The following is an 18,479-nucleotide window of genomic DNA, read 5'->3' on the forward strand; positions in this document are numbered from 1 at the left end:
AAGTATTCTCTGACAGCGCCATAATCGTCTTTACCCAGAAGATTCCGGGACTACCAATTACAGCTCAGCTATTGTCAAACGGCGTCCGGGCTTCTATAGTGGAAATTGTCAAGATTGGGGGATTTTAAGTGAACATGATACAAAAAAAAGTGTTAGCGGGAATCGGAGCGCTCGGCGCCGCAAGTATGCTGCTTGCAGGCTGCGGGGGAAAAGATCCGGTTGAAACGCTTCATGATTCGATGGAAAAAGCCGTACAAGCGGAAAAACCGTTTCAAAAGGAGCAGAAAACGTTAGAAAAATTGGAGAAAAAAGAAGATGAGCTGTATAACGAAGTGATTCAGCTCAATATGAACGATTACGCCAAAATCGTTTCACTTTCAGACGAGGCCCTTAAAAACACGGAACAGCGCAAGCAGCATTTAAAAACGGAAAAAGACAGTATAGACAATTCAGAAAAAGAATTTGAAGCCGTCACCCAAACAGCCGGCTCGATTAAAGATCAATCCATTAAGAAAAAGGCAAAAGCAGCTGCCGCACATATGGAAAAACGCTATGACTTATACGGCGCACTCTATAAAGACTATATGAAAGCCATTCAATATGATAAAGAATTGTACAGCATCATTAAGAAAAAAGACTTAACAGCAGAAGACCTTGACAAGCAGATCAGCAAAGTAAACGATTCCTACAAAAAGGTGTTAAAGCAGGCTGGGGCGTTTAACAAGCAGACAAAAGAGTATAATCAGGCCAGAGAAGAACTGTATAAAGAGGCTGGCTTTCATGTCAATGAAAACTGAAAATGATGGAAGGTGCCGGGTACCCGGCACCTTTTTTGATGCCAAAAAACGGATATGCAATTCTATTGTAGTACAGTGAGTGTATGTATACTAGTACAGTTTGCGTCTGATGGACAGCTTGTTCCGACGGAAAAATTTAAAGCGAATACATTTATTTAAAATCAACATCCAAAACGATTGACGGGTCTTCTTTATTTGGTGTAAACTAATCCATGTCAAGCGGTGTTGTATCAGTCATTTACAACTCCGCAATAATACAGTTCAGATCAGATAGTGATGATCCTACATAAAGGTTTCGGCAAACTGGGGATAGGCTAAATATATACGACTTGCTGCTAATACTTTAGGGTATCCTAAGTTTGTATGTATAAAGGAATGCACGTCTAATGACTGTTTAAAAGAAAGGAAGAGGTGACTTTAGTATGGCTGCAAAAACGAAAAAAACAATCGTTGACAGTAAGAAGCAATTTGATGCCATTAAGAAGCAGTTCGAAACGTTCCAAATTTTAAATGAAAAGGGAGAAGTCGTGAATGAAGCGGCGATGCCTGATTTAACAGATGATCAATTAAAAGAGCTTATGCGCCGCATGGTATACACACGCGTGCTTGATCAGCGCTCTATTTCATTAAACCGTCAGGGACGTCTCGGTTTCTACGCTCCTACTGCCGGCCAGGAAGCTTCACAAATCGCAACGCATTTCGCGCTTGAAAAAGAAGATTTCGTTCTTCCGGGCTACCGTGATGTGCCGCAATTAATCTGGCACGGTCTGCCGCTTTACCAAGCGTTCTTATTCTCTCGCGGACACTTCCGCGGAAACCAAATGCCTGATGATGTGAACGCCCTTTCTCCGCAAATCATTATCGGTGCTCAATACATCCAAACTGCCGGTGTGGCGCTTGGTCTTAAAAAACGGGGCAAAAAAGCCGTAGCTATCACTTACACAGGTGACGGCGGCGCCTCTCAAGGGGACTTCTACGAAGGAATCAACTTTGCCGGAGCTTACAAAGCACCTGCAATCTTCGTAGTGCAAAACAACCGCTATGCGATTTCAACACCTGTTGAAAAACAATCAGCGGCTCAAACGATCGCTCAAAAAGCAGCGGCAGCAGGTATTGTCGGCGTTCAGGTTGACGGTATGGATGCTCTTGCGGTGTACGCTGCAACTGCTGAAGCACGCGAACGCGCAATCAACGGCGAAGGTCCGACACTGATCGAAACACTTACGTTCCGTTACGGTCCGCACACAATGGCCGGTGACGATCCGACAAAATACCGTACGAAAGAAATCGAAAACGAATGGGAGCAGAAAGATCCGCTCGTACGTTTCCGCGCTTTCCTTGAAAACAAAGGCCTGTGGTCTGAAGAAGAAGAAAGCAAAGTAATTGAGGCTGCAAAAGAAGAAATTAAGCAGGCCATCAAAAAAGCAGATGCAGAACCGAAACAAAAAGTGACTGATTTAATCAAAATCATGCACGAAGAATTGCCTTACAACCTAAAAGAGCAATTAGAAACTTATACACAGAAGGAGTCGAAGTAAGCCATGGCGCAAATGACAATGATTCAAGCAATCACGGATGCGTTACGCACAGAACTGAAAAATGACGAAAATGTCTTAGTTTTCGGAGAAGACGTTGGTGTGAACGGCGGCGTATTCCGTGCGACAGAAGGATTGCAAAAAGAATTCGGTGAAGACCGTGTGTTTGACACACCGCTTGCTGAATCTGGTATCGGCGGTCTTGCCCTTGGTTTAGGCTTAAACGGTTTCCGTCCGGTAATGGAAATCCAATTCTTCGGATTTGTTTATGAAGTAATGGATTCAGTTTCTGGTCAAATGGCCCGTATGCGCTACCGTTCTGGCGGACGCTGGACTTCACCTGTAACAATCCGCTCTCCATTCGGCGGCGGTGTTCACACTCCTGAACTTCACGCTGACAGCTTAGAAGGCCTTGTAGCTCAGCAGCCGGGTATTAAAGTCGTTATTCCGTCTACTCCGTATGACGCAAAAGGACTTTTAATTTCTGCAATTCGTGACAACGACCCTGTCGTTTTCTTAGAGCATATGAAACTTTACCGTTCTTTCCGTCAGGAAGTTCCTGAGGAAGAATACACAATCGAGCTTGGCAAAGCTGATGTGAAACGCGAAGGTACTGACCTTTCTATCATCACATACGGAGCGATGGTTCATGAGTCGCTTAAAGCTGCCGAAGAGCTTGAAAAAGAAGGCGTTTCTGCTGAAGTTATCGACCTTCGCACTGTAAGCCCGCTTGATATCGACACAATTATTGCTTCTGTTGAAAAAACAGGCCGCGCAATTGTCGTTCAAGAGGCTCAAAAACAAGCAGGTGTCGGCGCCAACGTTGTTGCTGAAATCAACGACCGCGCGATCCTGAGCCTGGAAGCTCCGGTACTGCGTGTCGCAGCGCCTGATACAGTATTTCCTTTCTCGCAAGCTGAGAGCGTATGGCTTCCAAACCATAAAGACGTTCTTGAAACTGCGAAAAAAGTTCTTGAATTTTAATCAGGCTTCATAACAGGAGGAAAAGACACGTTCTTTTCCTCTATTAAAAAACCTGTTTTAGAGGTTCAATGCTTGCGTATGCATAACTAAAATTTGCTTAATCAACTAGGAGGTCGAAAACTGTGGCATTTGAATTTAAACTTCCGGATATCGGGGAAGGTATCCACGAAGGCGAAATCGTAAAATGGTTTGTTAAGCCAAACGACGAGGTAGAAGAAGACGATGTACTGGCTGAAGTGCAAAATGATAAAGCAGTGGTAGAAATTCCTTCACCTGTTAAAGGAAAAGTATTAGAATTAAAAGTTGAAGAGGGAACGGTTGCAACTGTTGGACAAACGATTATTACGTTTGACGCACCTGGTTACGAAGATCTTCAATTTAAAGGAAGCGACGAATCCGGCGATGCGAAAACTGAAGCGCAAGTTCAGTCTTCAGCTGAAGCAGGACAGGACGTAGCGAAAGAAGAACGCGCAGCAGAGCCTGCAAAAGAAACCGGCGCAGGACAGCAGGACCAAGCGGAAGCTGATCCGAACAAACGCGTGATCGCTATGCCTTCCGTACGCAAATATGCCCGTGAAAAAGGCGTTGATATCCGCAAAGTTACAGGTTCAGGAAATAACGGACGTGTTGTAAAAGAAGATATCGACAGCTTTGTAAACGGAGGAGCGGCTCAAGAAGCGGCACCGCAAAAAACAGCAGCACCTCAGGAAACAGCTAAACCTGCAGCAGCTCAAGCTCCTGAAGGCGAATTCCCTGAAACACGCGAAAAAATGAGCGGTATCCGTAAAGCGATTGCTAAAGCAATGGTGAACTCTAAGCATACTGCACCGCACGTAACTCTTATGGATGAAGTTGACGTAACAAATCTTGTTGCTCACCGCAAACAGTTCAAACAAGTTGCTGCTGATCAAGGCATCAAGCTGACTTACCTGCCTTACGTCGTAAAAGCATTAACATCTGCTCTGAAAAAATTCCCTGTTTTAAACACATCTATTGATGATAAAACAGATGAAGTGATCCAAAAACATTATTTCAACATCGGAATTGCAGCGGATACTGAAAAAGGCTTGCTTGTGCCAGTAGTGAAAAATGCCGACCGTAAAGCCGTTTTCGAAATCTCTGATGAAATCAACAGCCTTGCTACAAAAGCGCGTGAAGGCAAGCTTGCACCTGCGGAAATGAAAGGCGCTTCTTGCACAATCACAAATATCGGTTCTGCCGGAGGCCAATGGTTCACACCGGTTATCAACCACCCAGAGGTTGCGATTCTCGGTATCGGCCGCATCGCTGAAAAAGCGATCGTCCGCGACGGTGAAATTGTAGCTGCTCCTGTCTTAGCTCTTTCTCTCAGCTTTGACCACCGTATGATTGACGGAGCAACTGCACAAAATGCGTTAAACCACATCAAGCGTTTACTGAACGATCCACAACTTATTTTAATGGAGGCGTAATGTTATGGTAGTAGGAGATTTCCCTATTGAAACAGATACTCTTGTGATTGGTGCGGGACCTGGCGGCTATGTAGCTGCCATCCGCGCTGCTCAGCTTGGACAAAAAGTAACAGTCGTTGAAAAAGGAACTCTTGGTGGCGTTTGTCTGAACGTCGGCTGTATTCCTTCAAAAGCGCTTATCAATGCAGGCCATCGTTACGAGAATGCAAAACATTCAGATGACATGGGAATCACTGCTGAGAACGTAAAAGTTGACTTTACAAAAGTCCAAGAATGGAAAGCTTCTGTTGTAAATAAGCTTACTGGCGGTGTTGCAGGTCTTTTAAAAGGAAATAAAGTCGAAGTTGTAAAAGGCGAAGCTTATTTCGTAGACAGCAACTCTGTCCGCGTAATGGATGAGAACTCTGCGCAAACATATACATTTAAAAACGCGATCATTGCTACCGGTTCTCGCCCTATCGAATTGCCAAACTTCAAATATAGCGAACGCGTTCTGAACTCTACAGGCGCACTGGCGCTTAAAGAAATTCCGAAAAAGCTCGTTGTTATCGGCGGCGGATACATCGGTACTGAGCTTGGAACAGCGTATGCAAACTTTGGAACTGAATTGGTTATTTTAGAAGGCGGAGATGAAATTCTTCCTGGCTTCGAAAAACAAATGAGTTCTCTTGTTACCCGCAGACTGAAGAAAAAAGGCAACGTTGAAATTCATACAAGCGCTATGGCTAAAGGCGTTGAAGAAAGACCTGACGGCGTAACAGTTACATTCGAAGTAAAAGGCGAAGAAAAAACGGTTGATGCTGATTACGTATTAATCACTGTCGGACGCCGTCCGAACACTGATGAGCTCGGTCTTGAGCAAGTCGGTATCGAAATGACTGACCGCGGTGTCATTAAAACAGACAAGCAGTGCCGCACAAACGTACCGAACATTTACGCAATCGGTGACATCATTGACGGACCTCCATTGGCTCACAAAGCGTCTTACGAAGGTAAAATCGCTGCGGAAGCTATTGCAGGAGAGCCTGCTGAAATCGATTACCTCGGTATTCCGGCGGTTGTATTCTCTGAGCCTGAACTGGCTTCTGTCGGTTACACTGAAGCACAGGCGAAAGAAGAAGGCATTGAAGTCGTTGCTGCCAAATTCCCGTTTGCAGCAAACGGACGCGCGCTGTCTCTTAACGAAACTGACGGCTTCATGAAGCTGATCACTCGTAAAGAAGATGGTCTTGTGATCGGTGCGCAAATTGCCGGCGCAAGCGCTTCTGACATGATTTCTGAATTGAGCCTGGCGATCGAAGGCGGAATGACTGCTGAAGATATCGCAATGACAATTCACGCTCACCCGACATTGGGCGAAATCACAATGGAAGCTGCCGAAGTAGCAATCGGAAGCCCGATCCACATCGTAAAATAATCATTAATAAGCAAAGAAACAGCCTCCGCTTTAAAGCGGGGGGCTGTTTTTATTTTGCAAGCACATGCTGCATGGGCTTGATGATATCCTCTTTTTTCTTTACGGCGCCTTCAATCTTCATGACAACATGCCGGTGATTGATCACCATTAAAGCCGGGAACGTGTTGATTTCTTCTTCCCAGCCCTTTCTGTTGTCATAAACCTTCATTTGATCGACATGATGGGGATATTTCTTTTCTAAATCAAGAATCGCGTCGTAGTAAGGGACTTCTTTATCTATATGATTTTCATCGGAAAAAAACAAGATTTGAGTGTGATGTATGCTGTCGATCCGGTTATTTTTGAATGGACTGACAGTAGAAACCGAACAGCTTGACAGAACGAACAGCATCAAAAAAAAGGGAATCACCGTACGGTAGCGCATCTATCTTTCTCCTCTGTTTTATATAATATATTGGATCATCCATTAATAAGGACTATATCAAGTGTATCACGAGAGGTGAAAAACCTAAGGCTTGTTACTTAATTGTTATATAATTGAAACCGTTTTTAATGAAGAAATAATACGTGTGACAACTTCGGCCGCCGATGTGTAACAAAGGCACATTTGTTTTTCGTGAGAGCGCTGTTTTTCGTTATACTGTGGGCAAAACCATCAGGAGGGATTGCCAATGTATAAAGCCGCTGCAGCAGTCATGTGTATGTGCTTCCTCGTCGGCTGCCAATCAAATGAAAAGACGCAAACAAACAATCGGCCCCATTCTCAAGCCGCGGTCGATCATGCCAAACAGGAAAACGATCATACAAAAGAGGAAAAGCAGAAAAAACAGAAGGCAGAGCCCCGTTACTATATCAACCCGAAATCCTTTGCCGTGGAAAAACTGGATGACCAAAAAGACAAAAAACCGATCGCATTGTTAACGATAGATGATGCACCTGATCAGCATGCCGCTGAGATTGCGGACAAACTGCATGATCTCCATGCGTCAGCGATCTTTTTTGTAAACGGTCAATTTTTGAAAAAAGATGAAAACAAGAAAGCGCTTAAGCATATTCATGAGTTAGGGTTTATGGTCGGAAATCATACAATGACTCATCAAGATTTGAAAGACCTTTCCGAACAAAAACAACGGGAAGAAATCATCGGTGTTAATAAAGCGGTTGAGAAGGTAATCGGGGAAAAACCGGCATTTTTCAGGGCGCCTTTCGGAAGCAATACGGACTACAGTGACAAACTCATACAAAAAGAAGGTATGATGAAAATGAACTGGACCTTCGGCTATGATTGGGAGCAGAAATATCAATCCAAAAAAGCGCTTACCGATATAACGCTGAGCAGCCCTTATCTGAAGGACGGCGCCAACATATTAATGCATGACCGAAAATGGACGGCTGAAGCCATACCGGACATTGTAAAAGGATTGCGTAATAAAGGATATACCGTGATTGATCCTCGGGAAATAAAAAGACCGTAAAAAATAAATGTGTTATACAATTTATCAGTTGACATATTAAATGTGACATAATAATATAATAACAACAAGTGAAAATTAAGCGTTTTCAAATTCTGAGAAATGGGGAATGAGAGATGGGTACGATTGTTTGCCAAGACTGTAACGAAGCGATTCATTACTTCGAGGATGAGAAGGTAACGACGTTATACGGAACATGCTGCGGACAATGCCAGTGTCATCTTGAAGAAGAGTAAAACGGCGTAAAAAGGCCCGAAACGATTTGGTTTCGGGCTTCTTTATGTTTATTGGATGGCTTTTTGCTCTTTGATGACTCTGATCATGTTAAGCGTTGCGTCTTCCGGACCCTGCACGGGAAGGCCGGCGTCCAGATTTTTGAAAATGTAGCTGATATTTTCTTCCGTAATGATTTCGCCCGGAATAAAGATCGGAATTCCCGGCGGGTACACCATAACAAACTCTGCAATGATCCGTCCCGCGGATTCTTTTAACGGGATGACTTCCGTATTTGCGTAAAATGCGTCTCTTGGCGTCATCGCTAACAGAGGAATTTCAGGAAGCAAAACTTCCGTCTGCCGGTGAGCGTACTCATTGGCAGAAGCCTGCTTTGAAATGTCTGTAAGCGCGCTTACAAGACGGTCGGCATCCCCGGCTCTGTCTCCGGGTGTGAAAATACATAAGATGTTATACAGATCGGACAGCTCGACTTCGATATTATATGATTCGCGAAGCCATTTTTCAACGTCATGACCGGTCAGGCCGAGGTTTTTGACCGAAATGATTAATTTAGTCGGATCATAACTGAAGGCAGCTTTAGACCCTGTGATCTCTTCGCCGACACAGCGGATGCCTTCAATTTGATTGAGACGTTCCCGTGTCTGATTCGCCAGCAGGATCGTATCTTCAAGAAGGCCGCGGCCTTCTGTAGCGAGCCGTTTTCTTGCGACATCAAGTGAAGCGAGAAGCAGATAGGATGTTGACGTTGTCGTCAGCATGCTTAGAATCGACTGCACTCTTTCTTTGGATACAAGGCCTTCTCTCACATTTAAAATGGAGCTCTGGGTCAGAGAGCCTCCCAATTTGTGCACGCTAGTGGCTGCCATATCTGCGCCCGCCTGCATGGCGGACAGAGGAAGCTTATCATGAAAATGAATATGCACGCCGTGCGCTTCATCGACAAGAACAGGCACATTGAAAGAATGCGCGAGCTTGACAATGCTGCTCAGGTCAGCTGCCACACCGAAATACGTCGGGTTTATGACAAGAAGCCCTTTTGCGTCAGGGTGCTCAGTCAAAGCCCGCTCGGCAGATTCAAGCGTGATGCCGTGAGAAATTCCGAGTTCATCGTCAATTTCCGGATGTATAAAAATCGGCACCGCTCCGGAAAATACAATGGCCGTCATAATGGATTTATGGACGTTTCTCGGAATGATGATTTTATCTCCGGGTCCGCATACGGCCATTACCATCGTCATTATGGCGCCGCTCGTCCCTTGAACGGAAAAGAAGGTATGGTCTGCGCCGAATGCTTCAGCGGCCAGGTCCTGCGCTTCTTTAATGATGCCCTTTGGCGCATGTAAATCATCCAGAGGTTCAATATTAATTAAATCTATGCTTAACGCGTTTTCTCCGATAAATTGTCTGAATTCCGGATCCATTCCCGCGCCTTTTTTATGGCCCGGAATGTGGAACTGGACAGGCTGTCTGTCCGCGTGCTTTTTCAGTCCGCTGTACAGGGGTGTTTCATGTTGCGGCAATTGTTTTCCCACCTTTATCATAATACCTACGGATTAGTTTGTATTACATTCAATTTATTACCCGTTTTTTAAACGTAAAACAAATGAATTATATTATGAACTTGAAAGAATGTAAAGAACAATTTATGATCTATGGAAGATGCTTATTTTGAGCAGGAATATAAAGGAGTGAAGACATTTGGAATATCAATATCCGATGAATGAGGATTGGACGACAGAGGAAGCCGTGGATGTCATTGCTTTTTTTCAGCAGGTGGAAAACGCCTACGAAAAAGGAGCTGACCGAGACAGGCTTCTGAATGCGTACCGCCGCTTTAAAGAAATCGTTCCCGGAAAAGCGGAAGAAAAGAAAATCTGCAGTCGATTTGAAGCTGACAGCACCTATTCTCCTTACCGGACTGTGAAACAGGCGAAACAATCAGATCAAGCGGTTATTAAAATGTAAACAAAGCGAGCCGTCAATCGGCCCGCTTTTTATGTTATGAGACTTTCTGAGTCAGTGTGTATAAAAAGGAAAGCTTCCTAAAAGCATCTTCAATGGTTTGCAGGAATTCATTGTTGTTCATGTTTATCACGTCTTCTTTTGGAAGCTGGATACCGCACAAAAGCTCTGCTTTTTTTACTGTCTGCAGGCGTTCAAACAATGTTTTCAGCTGTTCCTGATCCATGTCGGACTGCTTGTACGCCCCGGGCTTCGTATGATCCGGCGACCATACAAAATGACCGGGAATCTGTTTTGTGATTTCCTCCTGCTTCGCCTCCAGCAATCTGCCGTATTCCTCTTTTATCGGAGATTCATAAATGATGGCAAACCATACAAACATATGGGTGTCCCATAATCCGATCTGAAAGTGGGGGAGCTTCTTATAGCCGCGTTTGCTGTTGGCAAAGGCAACCCAGCTGTCAGCAGGCGGGTTGACAGATCTTCTTGCGTGCTTGGCGACATGCGGGAACATTTCATCTCCGGTCAATGCCGACAATGTCGGTGCGAAATGCTCTCCTAACAGGGTCAGCTTCGGCCGGACTTGTTCTTTTAATACCTCCATGCGCGGATCTAAACCTTCTATTGTAAATGTGTCAAAGTCTTCTTTTGTAAAACGCATCTGAGTCATCTTTTTCCTCCTTATCGTAAGTATTCATATTTTACCACAGCCGCCGCCGGCCGCAAAAACATTGAGAACGTTTCAGCAGAGAGGATCGGTGGTAAAAAACGAATAGGTAAACACACAATTTTAAGAATGTTGTTACAGCCGAATATAAGTTTCCATACGATATAAGAAGTATCATAAATGATTTGGAAAATTGGAAAATGGGATGCTTTTTTAACAAATGATCTCTGGAAGGGGCGAAAGACAATGAGGCAAGTGGTGAAGGAAGGATTCAGAGAGGAAAAAAATAACCGTGTAGCTGTCTGGAGACTAGAGGTTGATTATGAATTGGCAACCCTGTATGAGGCCATGCAAAAAGAGAATGAAGATCAAATCGATCTCAGCAAAAGAAAACTGGAACGTCTCAGAAAAGAATGGATTCGTCTTAACGGATAAAGAATAGTAAAAACGAACCGCAAGAAATGGTTCGTTTTTACGTGAGAAGGCATTTTTTTCATTTTCCTTGCTTTTTAATCGTCTTTATCAGTATGCTATAGAGTAAGCTATACATAGAAAAGAGGTACACGGTATGACAAATTGGACGGAAATTGATGAAATCGCAAAACAGTGGGTAAAAGAAGCCGGAGCGAGAATCAGACAATCCATGCAGGAAAGCTTGACGATTGAAACAAAATCAAATCCGAATGATTTAGTCACAAATATTGATAAAGAGACGGAACGCTTTTTCATTGACCGTATACAGGGAACTTTTCCCGGACACCGCATCCTCGGAGAAGAAGGACAGGGGGATAAACTCCGCTCTCTTGACGGAATCGTCTGGATCATTGATCCGATTGACGGAACAATGAATTTTGTCCATCAAAAGCGGCATTTCGCGATCTCCATCGGCATTTTTGAAGACGGAAAAGGCAAAATCGGCTTAATTTATGATGTAATGCAGGACGAACTGTATCACGCATTCAGCGGAAAAGGGGCTTATCTGAATGACACGCCGCTTGCTCCTTTAAAAGAGGCTTCCATTGAAGAAGCGATTATTGCAATCAATGCCACATGGGTAACGGAAAACCGAAGAATTGATCCGAGTATTTTGGCGCCGCTCGTGAAACGGGTGAGAGGAACGCGCTCCTACGGCTCGGCGGCACTTGAGCTGGCCAGTGTTGCGACCGGACGCATTGACGCATACATCACGATGAGGCTTGCGCCGTGGGATTATGCTGCCGGCTGTGTGCTCCTGAACGAAGTCGGAGGTATTTACACGACCACAGACGGTGAGCCGTTTACGTTTTTAGAAAACCACAGCGTGCTTGCGGGCAATCCGGCGATACATAAAATCATTTTTGGCGACTATTTACATGCTGACAGATAGGGAGTTTGAAGAAGAGGATCTTGGATTTATGGAGCAGCTGGCGGCAGCACACCCGGTGTGGAAAGCCGAAGAATTCGGAACGAAAAATGCGGCGGAGTTTATGCTTGCGTACTCCATGTACAATGGAACGTGGCTTGTATGGGAGCTTGACGGCACTCCTGCCGCCGTCAGCTTTCATTTGGAATGGGCCCCTTCAAACGGAAAACCGTGGCTCGGAACTGTGGCCGTCGCTCCGGAGGCAAAAGAGAAAGGAATCGGGCGCGCGGTCATTGAAGAGATTGCCGGCCGGCTGAGAGCGGAGCATAAAGCGATGTTTACAGCCGTTCCCCTTGCCAGGCAGGAATGGGTGTTGTTTTTAAGCCAGTGCGGCTTTGAACAGCTGAAGCTTGAAAAAGACGATCGGGAAAAGACATATATGATCATGGTGAAGCCACTGTGAAATGTTTTTAGATATAAAAAAGAGACCGGATTTCCGGTCTCTTTTCTTGTTTACAATCCGACTGCATTCCAGGCAGCTTCTACGCTTGCAGCATCTTGAGAGCCGTAAAGGTCCCGCGCAGATTGAATCAAAGCGGCTTTTGCATCTTTAAAAGTTGATGACGGAGTGAGGTATACCGTCAGAGCACGATAGTAAATCTGCTCCGCTTTGTTCACGCCGATTTTTGTAATCGTATTGTAAGCGGCTTTGTTCGGGATTCCGCTGTTTGTATGCACGCCGCCGTAGTCGCCGGCATCAGTGTTCGGAAGGTTTTTGTAATTTTTGAAATTATCAGGCTGTCCGTATTTTGTCGGATTGGATAAGCTGCGGAGAGCCGGCTGGCTGACCGTAATATCTTCACCGATATCCCAGTCCTCAGTATCGTTGAAGTACCCGAATACATCAGAGAAGGATTCGTTTAAAGCGCCCGGCTGATTTTCGTAGTTCAGGTTGGCTGTTTCCTGTGTAACGCCATGTGTCATTTCATGAGCGGTTACGTCCATTGAACCGGAAAGAGGTGAGAAGAATGAACCGTCGCCGTCACCGTAAATCATTTGGTCGCCGATCCAGGCTGCGTTATTGTATCTGCTGCCGTAATGAACGGAGGATACGATCTTGCCGCCTTTATTGTCGTAGCTGTTGCGATTAAACTTCTGATAGAAATAATCATACACTTTGCCGAGGTTGTAATGCGCATCAACGGCAGCGCGCTGAGAAGAAGTTGTAAACTGGTTTGTGGTGCTGGATACGAGTGTGCCCGGCAGGTTATACTCGCGGTTTTGCAGATCGTACGTAATAATTTGTGTTCCGGTAGGTTTAGAAAGATCGCGCAGCACATATTTGCCGCTTTCAGAAGAAATATTTAATGAGACCGTTTTTCCTTTAAGAGTCGTACCTGTTCCGGTTGTGGCGGCATGCTCCACTTTGTTTTGCTTTTTCAGGATTTTTCCTGTTTCCGCATCAACGGTTACTTCCCAGTTTGCAGGTTCCGGTTCGATGTAGCGGATGGTTACATCATAGGCGAGGCGGTATTTGCCGTCTTTTGTGGCTGCTGCTTTCAGCTCGGCTTTGTTTTTGTTTGCAACGGTTCCGTTAGAAACGGCTTCAGGTGATTTGCCGATCGCTTTATAAGCATGATCCAGCGCCTGATTTGCAGATAATTTTTTGCTGTTTGCCGTTTTGGCGGAAACATCGTTGTTTAATTCACCGTTAATCGCATAGACGTTGTTGGATTTATCGACGTGAATAATGACTTGAGAGTCTTTCACAGGCACACCGTTTACGACAGGCACATAACGGAAGTGCTTGTAGCCGAGATCATCGGTCGTTTGGTCAATCAGCTTCAATCTTTCAGAAGGATTGCCTTTAAAGACTTTGCCGTTTTGTTTCAAGTATTGCTTGATAGCTTTGTCACTGACAGAAGGCAATTCTGATTGCACCAAAGAATGCTTCGGTACAAAATTCGTCAGGTTTTCTTTAAGCTGAGGATTCTCAGCGGCCTGAACACCCGGCAGACTGATGGTTAAACTCATAAAGGAAGCGGCGACAGCAACAGACAATTTCTTACCTAAACCCACAATAAATCCCCCTTTTTGAAAATAATGAAAACTTATATTGTTATAATAAACCAGCAATCTCGCATTCTGCAATATAAAACTAGACTCCGCGGCTGAATTGATAGAATCGTCCCATGCGGGCTGTCGGCGGGCGGTGTCAGGGGATAAGCCGAGAGACACGTGTTGGATTAGACATGAGTCGAATGACGCGATTTTTTCTGGAAAAAATGACAAATGAAGACGGGAAAAATGATAGGGGAAAAATGTTAAGATCTTTAAAACTTTTTTGAATGCCGGTTGTCTAAACGGGTGAGGCCTTAATAAACGTAAAGGATTGTTACAGATGTCAGAGATTTTCAGTCATTTTATTCAGCATTTCGACAGATATTTCATTTTAAGCAGACAGAGTGTGTTGGTCATTCAGTGGTCATCCGTCTGCCTTGCTGTTTTATACGCGCTAAATTTCCATCCGAAAATCAGCCGTGAGAGAGTTTGGTTTTATGCCGGGATTCTGCTTCGGGCTGTATTAATATGACTTGCTGTTTAGTGAGAGATTTACTCCCTTTATATATTGAAGGCGATTGTGAAACAGAAACAGAGCGGTATATTTCCCGCCATCTTGAAGCATGCAGTGAGTGCGGAAGTTTATATCATATGATGAAGGAACCGCTTGACTTAGGCAGTGCGGAGATGAAGGCGTCCGCCTGTTATGAAGAGGAAGAAAGACGCTTCCGGGAACGGTATTACGGGAGGCTGCTGACAAAAGCCGCCTGCTTGTTCGGTGCTGTACTTCTCATCATGCTGGCCCTTAAATTGCTGATTTAAAAAACGCCCGGCTGAATGACCGGGCGTTTTTTTCCATTTACTCAGCCGGGTGAAAGGCTGTATAAATGCCTTCAAGCAATTCTTGGGGCAGTGAATTAATGAATCCGGCAAACAGCTCTGCTTCTTTTTTGCCTGCACCCGCTTTTTCTGCAAGTCCCTGATCAAAAGTATACACGCCGTCATCTTCAACCAGCGCAGATTGAAGGATATGAAGACTCTGGGAGAGAGTATTGAACAGCTGATCAACGATAATGGCCTCTTTTTCCGTAAAACCAAGTTCTATTGCTTTTTCTTTATTAAATGTATATTCGCCATCTGTTTTCTCAATACATTGGGAAAGTACGGTTAAAAATTCGGCTGAGCTGTCCCACAGCTTTTGAATGATCTGTGCTTCTTCTTGACTTAATCCCAATTCAACCGCTTTTTCACCGTCAAAATAATAGACTCCGTCTTTTTCGTAAATCGATTGGTTGATGATGTCAAGCAGCTTTGCCGCGTCTTCCGGTGTTTTCTCAGCGGAAGCCTGCAGCACATGCGGTTCATTTGACTGAATCGTTTTTGCGCCGGCAGAGTCAAGCGGGCTGAATGCAAGCAAGGCGGCTGAAGCGGTTGCGGCGGCAGTTACAGCGGTTTTTTTCAAAAAAGATGTGTTCATTTCGTTCTCTCCTTGTCATGTGTATTTGCTTACAATCCAAGTATAAAAATACAATGTTGGAATTGAAATAGGAGTTATGGTATTTTCTGCATAACGATGCCGGACTATTTCAGACCGCACTTTCTGAGGAACTCTGCTGTTGTAACTAGAAGGCATGCCGCCATTTCCGGCTTCCTGACTAGGCGGCGGGGGAGGTAAGCCTTACTTCTCAGTCTGTTTTGAGAAAGCAAAAAAGCCTGAATTAAGATTCAGGCTTCATAAGGCATTGTGCTTTTTCATGTTTACGGAATTTTGCAAAGGGTCATGCTTTTAATCAAGCAGTCCCTGTTCGCGCATTTTTTTCTTTACGGTGAAACCGCTTCCCATCATGGCGATAACGAGAACAATGCTTCCGATGATGCCCCATGCGCTTTTTTCAGCGATTGATACGCCGATCAGCATCATGCTGAAGACTGCTGCGAATGCAAATAATAATAAGAGCCAATTCAATTTTTTCATATTTCCATCCCCTTTAACGTCATACTTTCAGTTTACAGAAAAACGTGACGCTTTTAAAGAGGATGTGTGGTATAATATGAAAGTTATCTAATTTTTTTAGGAGATGAAAATGTGAAACTTCGAAACGATCTTCGCAATATCGCGATTATTGCCCACGTTGACCATGGGAAAACGACTTTGGTAGACCAATTGCTTCACCAAGCCGGAACATTCCGTGCCAACGAAAATATTGCCGAACGCGCAATGGATTCAAACGATCTTGAACGTGAACGCGGTATTACAATTCTCGCGAAGAATACTGCGATTAACTATAAAGATACACGCATTAATATTTTGGACACTCCGGGACACGCCGACTTCGGCGGAGAGGTAGAACGGATTATGAAAATGGTTGACGGCGTTCTGTTAGTCGTTGACGCATATGAAGGCTGTATGCCGCAAACCCGTTTCGTACTGAAAAAAGCCCTTGAGCAGAACTTAAATCCTGTTGTCGTTGTAAACAAAATCGACCGTGATTTCGCCCGTCCGGAAGAAGTCATCGATGAAGTGCTTGATTTGTTCATCGAGCTTGACGCAAACGAGGAACAGCTTGAGTTCCCTGTCGTGTACGCTTCCGCGATTAACGGAACGGCGAGTCTGGACCCGAAAAAGCAGGACGAAAACATGGAATCACTTTATGAAACGATTCTTGAACATGTCCCTGCGCCGGTTGACAACGCTGAAGAGCCTCTGCAATTCCAAGTGGCGCTTCTTGATTACAATGATTATGTCGGCCGTATCGGTATCGGCCGCGTTTTCCGCGGTACGATGAAAGTCGGCCAGCAGGTTTCATTAATGAAGCTTGACGGAACGGTGAAATCATTCCGCGTAACGAAAATCTTCGGCTTCCAAGGATTGAAACGCGTGGAAATTGAAGAAGCGAGAGCGGGAGACCTCGTTGCCGTATCCGGAATGGAGGACATCAACGTCGGTGAAACGGTTTGTCCGGCTGACCACCATGAGCCGCTGCCGGTTCTGCGCATTGATGAGCCTACGCTTCAAATGACATTTGTCGTAAACAACAGCCCGTTTGCAGGCCGTGAAGGCAAATATGTCACAGCCCGTAAAATTGAAGAGCGTCTGAACGCCCAGCTTCAAACAGACGTCAGTCTGCGTGTTGAACCGACTGCATCGCCTGACGCATGGGTTGTTTCAGGACGCGGTGAGCTTCACCTGTCCATTCTAATTGAAAACATGCGACGCGAAGGCTATGAGCTTCAAGTGTCTAAACCTGAAGTTATCATTAAGGAAATCGACGGCGTAAGCTGCGAGCCTGTTGAGCGCGTGCAGATTGACGTGCCTGAAGAGCATACCGGTTCTGTTATGGAATCAATGGGTGCGAGAAAAGGCGAAATGCTTGATATGATTAATAACGGAAACGGCCAGGTCCGTCTGATCTTTACCGTACCTTCTCGCGGACTCATCGGTTATTCTACTGAGTTTCTGTCACTGACACGCGGTTTCGGTATCCTGAACCACACGTTTGACAGCTATCAGCCGATGCAAAAAGGCCAAGTCGGAGGCCGCCGTCAGGGTGTGCTCGTTTCCATGGAAAACGGAAAAGCGACATCTTACGGAATTCAAGGTATTGAAGACCGCGGCGTCATCTTCGTTGAGCCGGGCACAGAAGTATATGAAGGCATGATTGTCGGCGAACATAACCGTGACAATGACCTTGTCGTCAATGTCAGCAAAATGAAACAGCAGACAAACGTCCGTTCCGCAACGAAGGACCAAACGACTACGATTAAGAAAGCGCGCATTATGTCGCTTGAAGAATCACTCGAGTACTTAAACGAGGATGAATACTGTGAAGTAACACCGGAATCCATCCGTTTAAGAAAGAAAATCCTGAACAAAAACGAACGTGAAAAAGCGGCGAAAAAGAAAAAAACAGCAGGAATGTCTTAATCACTTGCAGAATTTGAAAAGATAGAACCCGAACGGAAAAGGGGAGGGGGATCTTTTTGAATGAAGTAAGTGAACGGCTGTCGTTCTTTGCTGCTCTTTACCAAGTGGATGAGCATCCGCTGACGGGAATGTGGCTGTTATACGGAACGATCGTCGTGCTTTCGGTGATTGTATTTAAACTCGGCTTTGCCAAACGGCTGCCGGTTTTAAAGGCTGCGGCAGTTTATCTCTTTCTCATGCTCGGCTGCACCGTGCTGACTTTTTTCGGTGTGTTTCTGCCGGTCGGAGAAGGTCTGGTTGTCGCTGCCTTGATTTTGATCATTTACAAAATCCGTCTGCACCAGTCCAAAAAGAACCAGTCAGCTAAACCGCAATAAAAAAAATGACCTTGCCTTTCGGCGGGTCATTTTTTTATTTTATCTTTTTTCGTTTTTTGCCCTGGATGAAAGGAGAAGTGTCCGGTATTCAGCCGCGCCTCTGTTTTGACTTTGATTCGGTCATGGCATTCTTGGCACATATATGTATGAATCGGACGATTGCGGAGGCGTTTGGCTGTCAGTGTTTCATCATCAATTTGTTCAATTTTGTCGCAAATGGAACATTTTACTCTCATTGAGTTTTCACCTCTT

At 44.9% G+C, this 18,479-nt stretch carries 21 protein-coding genes and 1 pseudogene; 15 read left to right on the forward strand and 7 right to left on the reverse strand.

All coding sequences use genetic code 11. The features are described 5' to 3' along the window. The first annotated feature begins 128 nt into the window (after positions 1 to 128). The 5 genes from ACW5MY_RS07970 (at position 129) to lpdA (ending at position 6,184) form a co-directional block, all read left to right on the forward strand. Positions 129 to 797, forward strand: coding sequence for a YkyA family protein (locus tag ACW5MY_RS07970; protein ID WP_014470451.1), 669 nt, complete (start codon positions 129 to 131; stop codon positions 795 to 797). Between the two features lie 422 nt (positions 798 to 1,219). Continuing rightward, positions 1,220 to 2,335 carry a pyruvate dehydrogenase (acetyl-transferring) E1 component subunit alpha gene (gene pdhA / locus ACW5MY_RS07975; protein WP_013352119.1) on the forward strand — a complete coding sequence of 372 codons (1,116 nt, stop codon included), beginning with the start codon at positions 1,220 to 1,222 and terminating at the stop codon, positions 2,333 to 2,335. A 3-nt stretch (positions 2,336 to 2,338) separates the two neighbouring features. Further along, on the forward strand, positions 2,339 to 3,316 hold the full coding sequence (gene pdhB / locus ACW5MY_RS07980; RefSeq protein ID WP_013352120.1) for a pyruvate dehydrogenase complex E1 component subunit beta: 978 nt from the start codon (positions 2,339 to 2,341) through the stop codon (positions 3,314 to 3,316). Between the two features lie 122 nt (positions 3,317 to 3,438). Next, entirely contained in the window at positions 3,439 to 4,767 is a 1,329-nt protein-coding gene (gene pdhC, locus ACW5MY_RS07985) for a pyruvate dehydrogenase complex dihydrolipoyllysine-residue acetyltransferase (RefSeq protein WP_013352121.1), read from the forward strand. A 4-nt stretch (positions 4,768 to 4,771) separates the two neighbouring features. Next, positions 4,772 to 6,184 (forward strand): dihydrolipoyl dehydrogenase, encoded by a 1,413-nt coding sequence (lpdA, locus tag ACW5MY_RS07990; protein ID WP_014470450.1) that lies wholly within the window; start codon positions 4,772 to 4,774, stop codon positions 6,182 to 6,184. A gap of 49 nt (positions 6,185 to 6,233) precedes the next feature. On the opposite strand, the gene ACW5MY_RS07995 is transcribed toward lpdA, so the two are convergent. After that, on the reverse strand, positions 6,234 to 6,608 hold the full coding sequence (locus tag ACW5MY_RS07995; RefSeq protein WP_014470449.1) for a hypothetical protein: 375 nt from the start codon (positions 6,606 to 6,608) through the stop codon (positions 6,234 to 6,236). Positions 6,609 to 6,855: 247 nt separating this feature from the next. Between ACW5MY_RS07995 and ACW5MY_RS08000 the strand changes: the two genes are divergently transcribed. Both ACW5MY_RS08000 and ACW5MY_RS08005 read left to right on the forward strand, forming a co-directional pair. Then, positions 6,856 to 7,659, forward strand: a complete 804-nt coding sequence (locus tag ACW5MY_RS08000) for a polysaccharide deacetylase family protein (protein WP_013352124.1) — start codon at positions 6,856 to 6,858, stop codon at positions 7,657 to 7,659. Between the two features lie 113 nt (positions 7,660 to 7,772). Then, positions 7,773 to 7,892, forward strand: a complete 120-nt coding sequence (locus ACW5MY_RS08005) for a GapA-binding peptide SR1P (protein ID WP_003154518.1) — start codon at positions 7,773 to 7,775, stop codon at positions 7,890 to 7,892. A gap of 48 nt (positions 7,893 to 7,940) precedes the next feature. On the opposite strand, the gene ACW5MY_RS08010 is transcribed toward ACW5MY_RS08005, so the two are convergent. Further along, a complete protein-coding gene (locus ACW5MY_RS08010) occupies positions 7,941 to 9,413 on the reverse strand; it encodes an aminotransferase class I/II-fold pyridoxal phosphate-dependent enzyme (RefSeq protein ID WP_013352125.1) in 1,473 nt (490 codons plus the stop codon). Between the two features lie 178 nt (positions 9,414 to 9,591). Here ACW5MY_RS08010 and ACW5MY_RS08015 point away from each other — a divergent pair, with 178 nt between their 5' ends. Next, entirely contained in the window at positions 9,592 to 9,858 is a 267-nt protein-coding gene (locus tag ACW5MY_RS08015) for a UPF0223 family protein (RefSeq protein WP_013352126.1), read from the forward strand. 34 nt (positions 9,859 to 9,892) lie between these two features. On the opposite strand, the gene ACW5MY_RS08020 is transcribed toward ACW5MY_RS08015, so the two are convergent. Further along, the gene (locus ACW5MY_RS08020) at positions 9,893 to 10,525 is read right to left on the reverse strand and encodes a DUF1054 domain-containing protein (RefSeq protein WP_013352127.1); all 633 of its coding nucleotides are present in this window, start codon (positions 10,523 to 10,525) and stop codon (positions 9,893 to 9,895) included. 243 nt (positions 10,526 to 10,768) lie between these two features. On the opposite strand from ACW5MY_RS08020, the gene ACW5MY_RS08025 reads away from it, so the two are divergent. The 3 genes from ACW5MY_RS08025 (at position 10,769) to ACW5MY_RS08035 (ending at position 12,327) form a co-directional block, all read left to right on the forward strand. Next, on the forward strand, positions 10,769 to 10,957 hold the full coding sequence (locus ACW5MY_RS08025) for a hypothetical protein (protein ID WP_003154513.1): 189 nt from the start codon (positions 10,769 to 10,771) through the stop codon (positions 10,955 to 10,957). A gap of 133 nt (positions 10,958 to 11,090) precedes the next feature. Beyond that, positions 11,091 to 11,888: an inositol-1-monophosphatase gene (suhB, locus tag ACW5MY_RS08030; protein WP_013352128.1), complete on the forward strand. Its 798-nt coding sequence runs from the start codon at positions 11,091 to 11,093 to the stop codon at positions 11,886 to 11,888. Beyond that, entirely contained in the window at positions 11,875 to 12,327 is a 453-nt protein-coding gene (locus ACW5MY_RS08035; protein WP_013352129.1) for a GNAT family N-acetyltransferase, read from the forward strand. The genes suhB and ACW5MY_RS08035 overlap by 14 nt, the downstream gene beginning before the upstream one ends. A 50-nt stretch (positions 12,328 to 12,377) precedes the next feature. On the opposite strand, the gene ACW5MY_RS08040 is transcribed toward ACW5MY_RS08035, so the two are convergent. After that, the gene (locus ACW5MY_RS08040; protein ID WP_014470445.1) at positions 12,378 to 13,943 is read right to left on the reverse strand and encodes a M4 family metallopeptidase; all 1,566 of its coding nucleotides are present in this window, start codon (positions 13,941 to 13,943) and stop codon (positions 12,378 to 12,380) included. 322 nt (positions 13,944 to 14,265) lie between these two features. Between ACW5MY_RS08040 and ACW5MY_RS08045 the strand changes: the two are divergent. Together ACW5MY_RS08045 and ACW5MY_RS08050 are read left to right on the forward strand one after the other, a co-directional pair. Beyond that, positions 14,266 to 14,454: pseudogene (locus tag ACW5MY_RS08045) on the forward strand (hypothetical protein); the annotation flags it as partial. Continuing rightward, entirely contained in the window at positions 14,454 to 14,747 is a 294-nt protein-coding gene (locus tag ACW5MY_RS08050) for an anti-sigma factor family protein (protein WP_041481641.1), read from the forward strand. The pseudogene ACW5MY_RS08045 and the gene ACW5MY_RS08050, both read left to right, overlap by 1 nt. A gap of 37 nt (positions 14,748 to 14,784) precedes the next feature. On the opposite strand, the gene ACW5MY_RS08055 is transcribed toward ACW5MY_RS08050, so the two are convergent. Both ACW5MY_RS08055 and ACW5MY_RS08060 read right to left on the reverse strand, forming a co-directional pair. After that, positions 14,785 to 15,402, reverse strand: coding sequence for a hypothetical protein (locus ACW5MY_RS08055; RefSeq protein WP_013352133.1), 618 nt, complete (start codon positions 15,400 to 15,402; stop codon positions 14,785 to 14,787). A 309-nt stretch (positions 15,403 to 15,711) separates the two neighbouring features. Beyond that, the gene (locus ACW5MY_RS08060) at positions 15,712 to 15,900 is read right to left on the reverse strand and encodes a YlaF family protein (protein ID WP_003154504.1); all 189 of its coding nucleotides are present in this window, start codon (positions 15,898 to 15,900) and stop codon (positions 15,712 to 15,714) included. Between the two features lie 111 nt (positions 15,901 to 16,011). Between ACW5MY_RS08060 and typA the strand changes: the two genes are divergently transcribed. Together typA and ACW5MY_RS08070 are read left to right on the forward strand one after the other, a co-directional pair. Continuing rightward, positions 16,012 to 17,850 carry a translational GTPase TypA gene (gene typA / locus ACW5MY_RS08065; RefSeq protein WP_003154502.1) on the forward strand — a complete coding sequence of 613 codons (1,839 nt, stop codon included), beginning with the start codon at positions 16,012 to 16,014 and terminating at the stop codon, positions 17,848 to 17,850. A gap of 56 nt (positions 17,851 to 17,906) precedes the next feature. Beyond that, a complete protein-coding gene (locus ACW5MY_RS08070; protein WP_013352134.1) occupies positions 17,907 to 18,227 on the forward strand; it encodes a YlaH-like family protein in 321 nt (106 codons plus the stop codon). A gap of 26 nt (positions 18,228 to 18,253) precedes the next feature. Here the strand turns inward: ACW5MY_RS08070 and ACW5MY_RS08075 are convergent, their stop codons facing one another. Then, positions 18,254 to 18,463: a YlaI family protein gene (locus ACW5MY_RS08075; RefSeq protein WP_013352135.1), complete on the reverse strand. Its 210-nt coding sequence runs from the start codon at positions 18,461 to 18,463 to the stop codon at positions 18,254 to 18,256. Positions 18,464 to 18,479: the final 16 nt, after the last annotated feature.

This window comes from Bacillus sp. Bwzl_19 (genome assembly GCF_054900515.1).

Coding starts and splice junctions, on each gene's coding strand:
- pdhA (WP_013352119.1), top strand. CDS start 1,220: ATGGCTGCAAAAACGAAAAAAACAATCGTTGACAGTAAGAAGCAATTT.
- pdhB (WP_013352120.1), top strand. CDS start 2,339: ATGGCGCAAATGACAATGATTCAAGCAATCACGGATGCGTTACGCACA.
- lpdA (WP_014470450.1), top strand. CDS start 4,772: ATGGTAGTAGGAGATTTCCCTATTGAAACAGATACTCTTGTGATTGGT.
- ACW5MY_RS07995 (WP_014470449.1), bottom strand. CDS start 6,608: ATGCGCTACCGTACGGTGATTCCCTTTTTTTTGATGCTGTTCGTTCTG.
- ACW5MY_RS08000 (WP_013352124.1), top strand. CDS start 6,856: ATGTATAAAGCCGCTGCAGCAGTCATGTGTATGTGCTTCCTCGTCGGC.
- ACW5MY_RS08005 (WP_003154518.1), top strand. CDS start 7,773: ATGGGTACGATTGTTTGCCAAGACTGTAACGAAGCGATTCATTACTTC.
- ACW5MY_RS08020 (WP_013352127.1), bottom strand. CDS start 10,525: ATGACTCAGATGCGTTTTACAAAAGAAGACTTTGACACATTTACAATA.
- ACW5MY_RS08025 (WP_003154513.1), top strand. CDS start 10,769: ATGAGGCAAGTGGTGAAGGAAGGATTCAGAGAGGAAAAAAATAACCGT.
- suhB (WP_013352128.1), top strand. CDS start 11,091: ATGACAAATTGGACGGAAATTGATGAAATCGCAAAACAGTGGGTAAAA.
- ACW5MY_RS08035 (WP_013352129.1), top strand. CDS start 11,875: ATGCTGACAGATAGGGAGTTTGAAGAAGAGGATCTTGGATTTATGGAG.
- ACW5MY_RS08050 (WP_041481641.1), top strand. CDS start 14,454: ATGACTTGCTGTTTAGTGAGAGATTTACTCCCTTTATATATTGAAGGC.
- ACW5MY_RS08055 (WP_013352133.1), bottom strand. CDS start 15,402: ATGAACACATCTTTTTTGAAAAAAACCGCTGTAACTGCCGCCGCAACC.
- ACW5MY_RS08060 (WP_003154504.1), bottom strand. CDS start 15,900: ATGAAAAAATTGAATTGGCTCTTATTATTATTTGCATTCGCAGCAGTC.
- ACW5MY_RS08075 (WP_013352135.1), bottom strand. CDS start 18,463: ATGAGAGTAAAATGTTCCATTTGCGACAAAATTGAACAAATTGATGAT.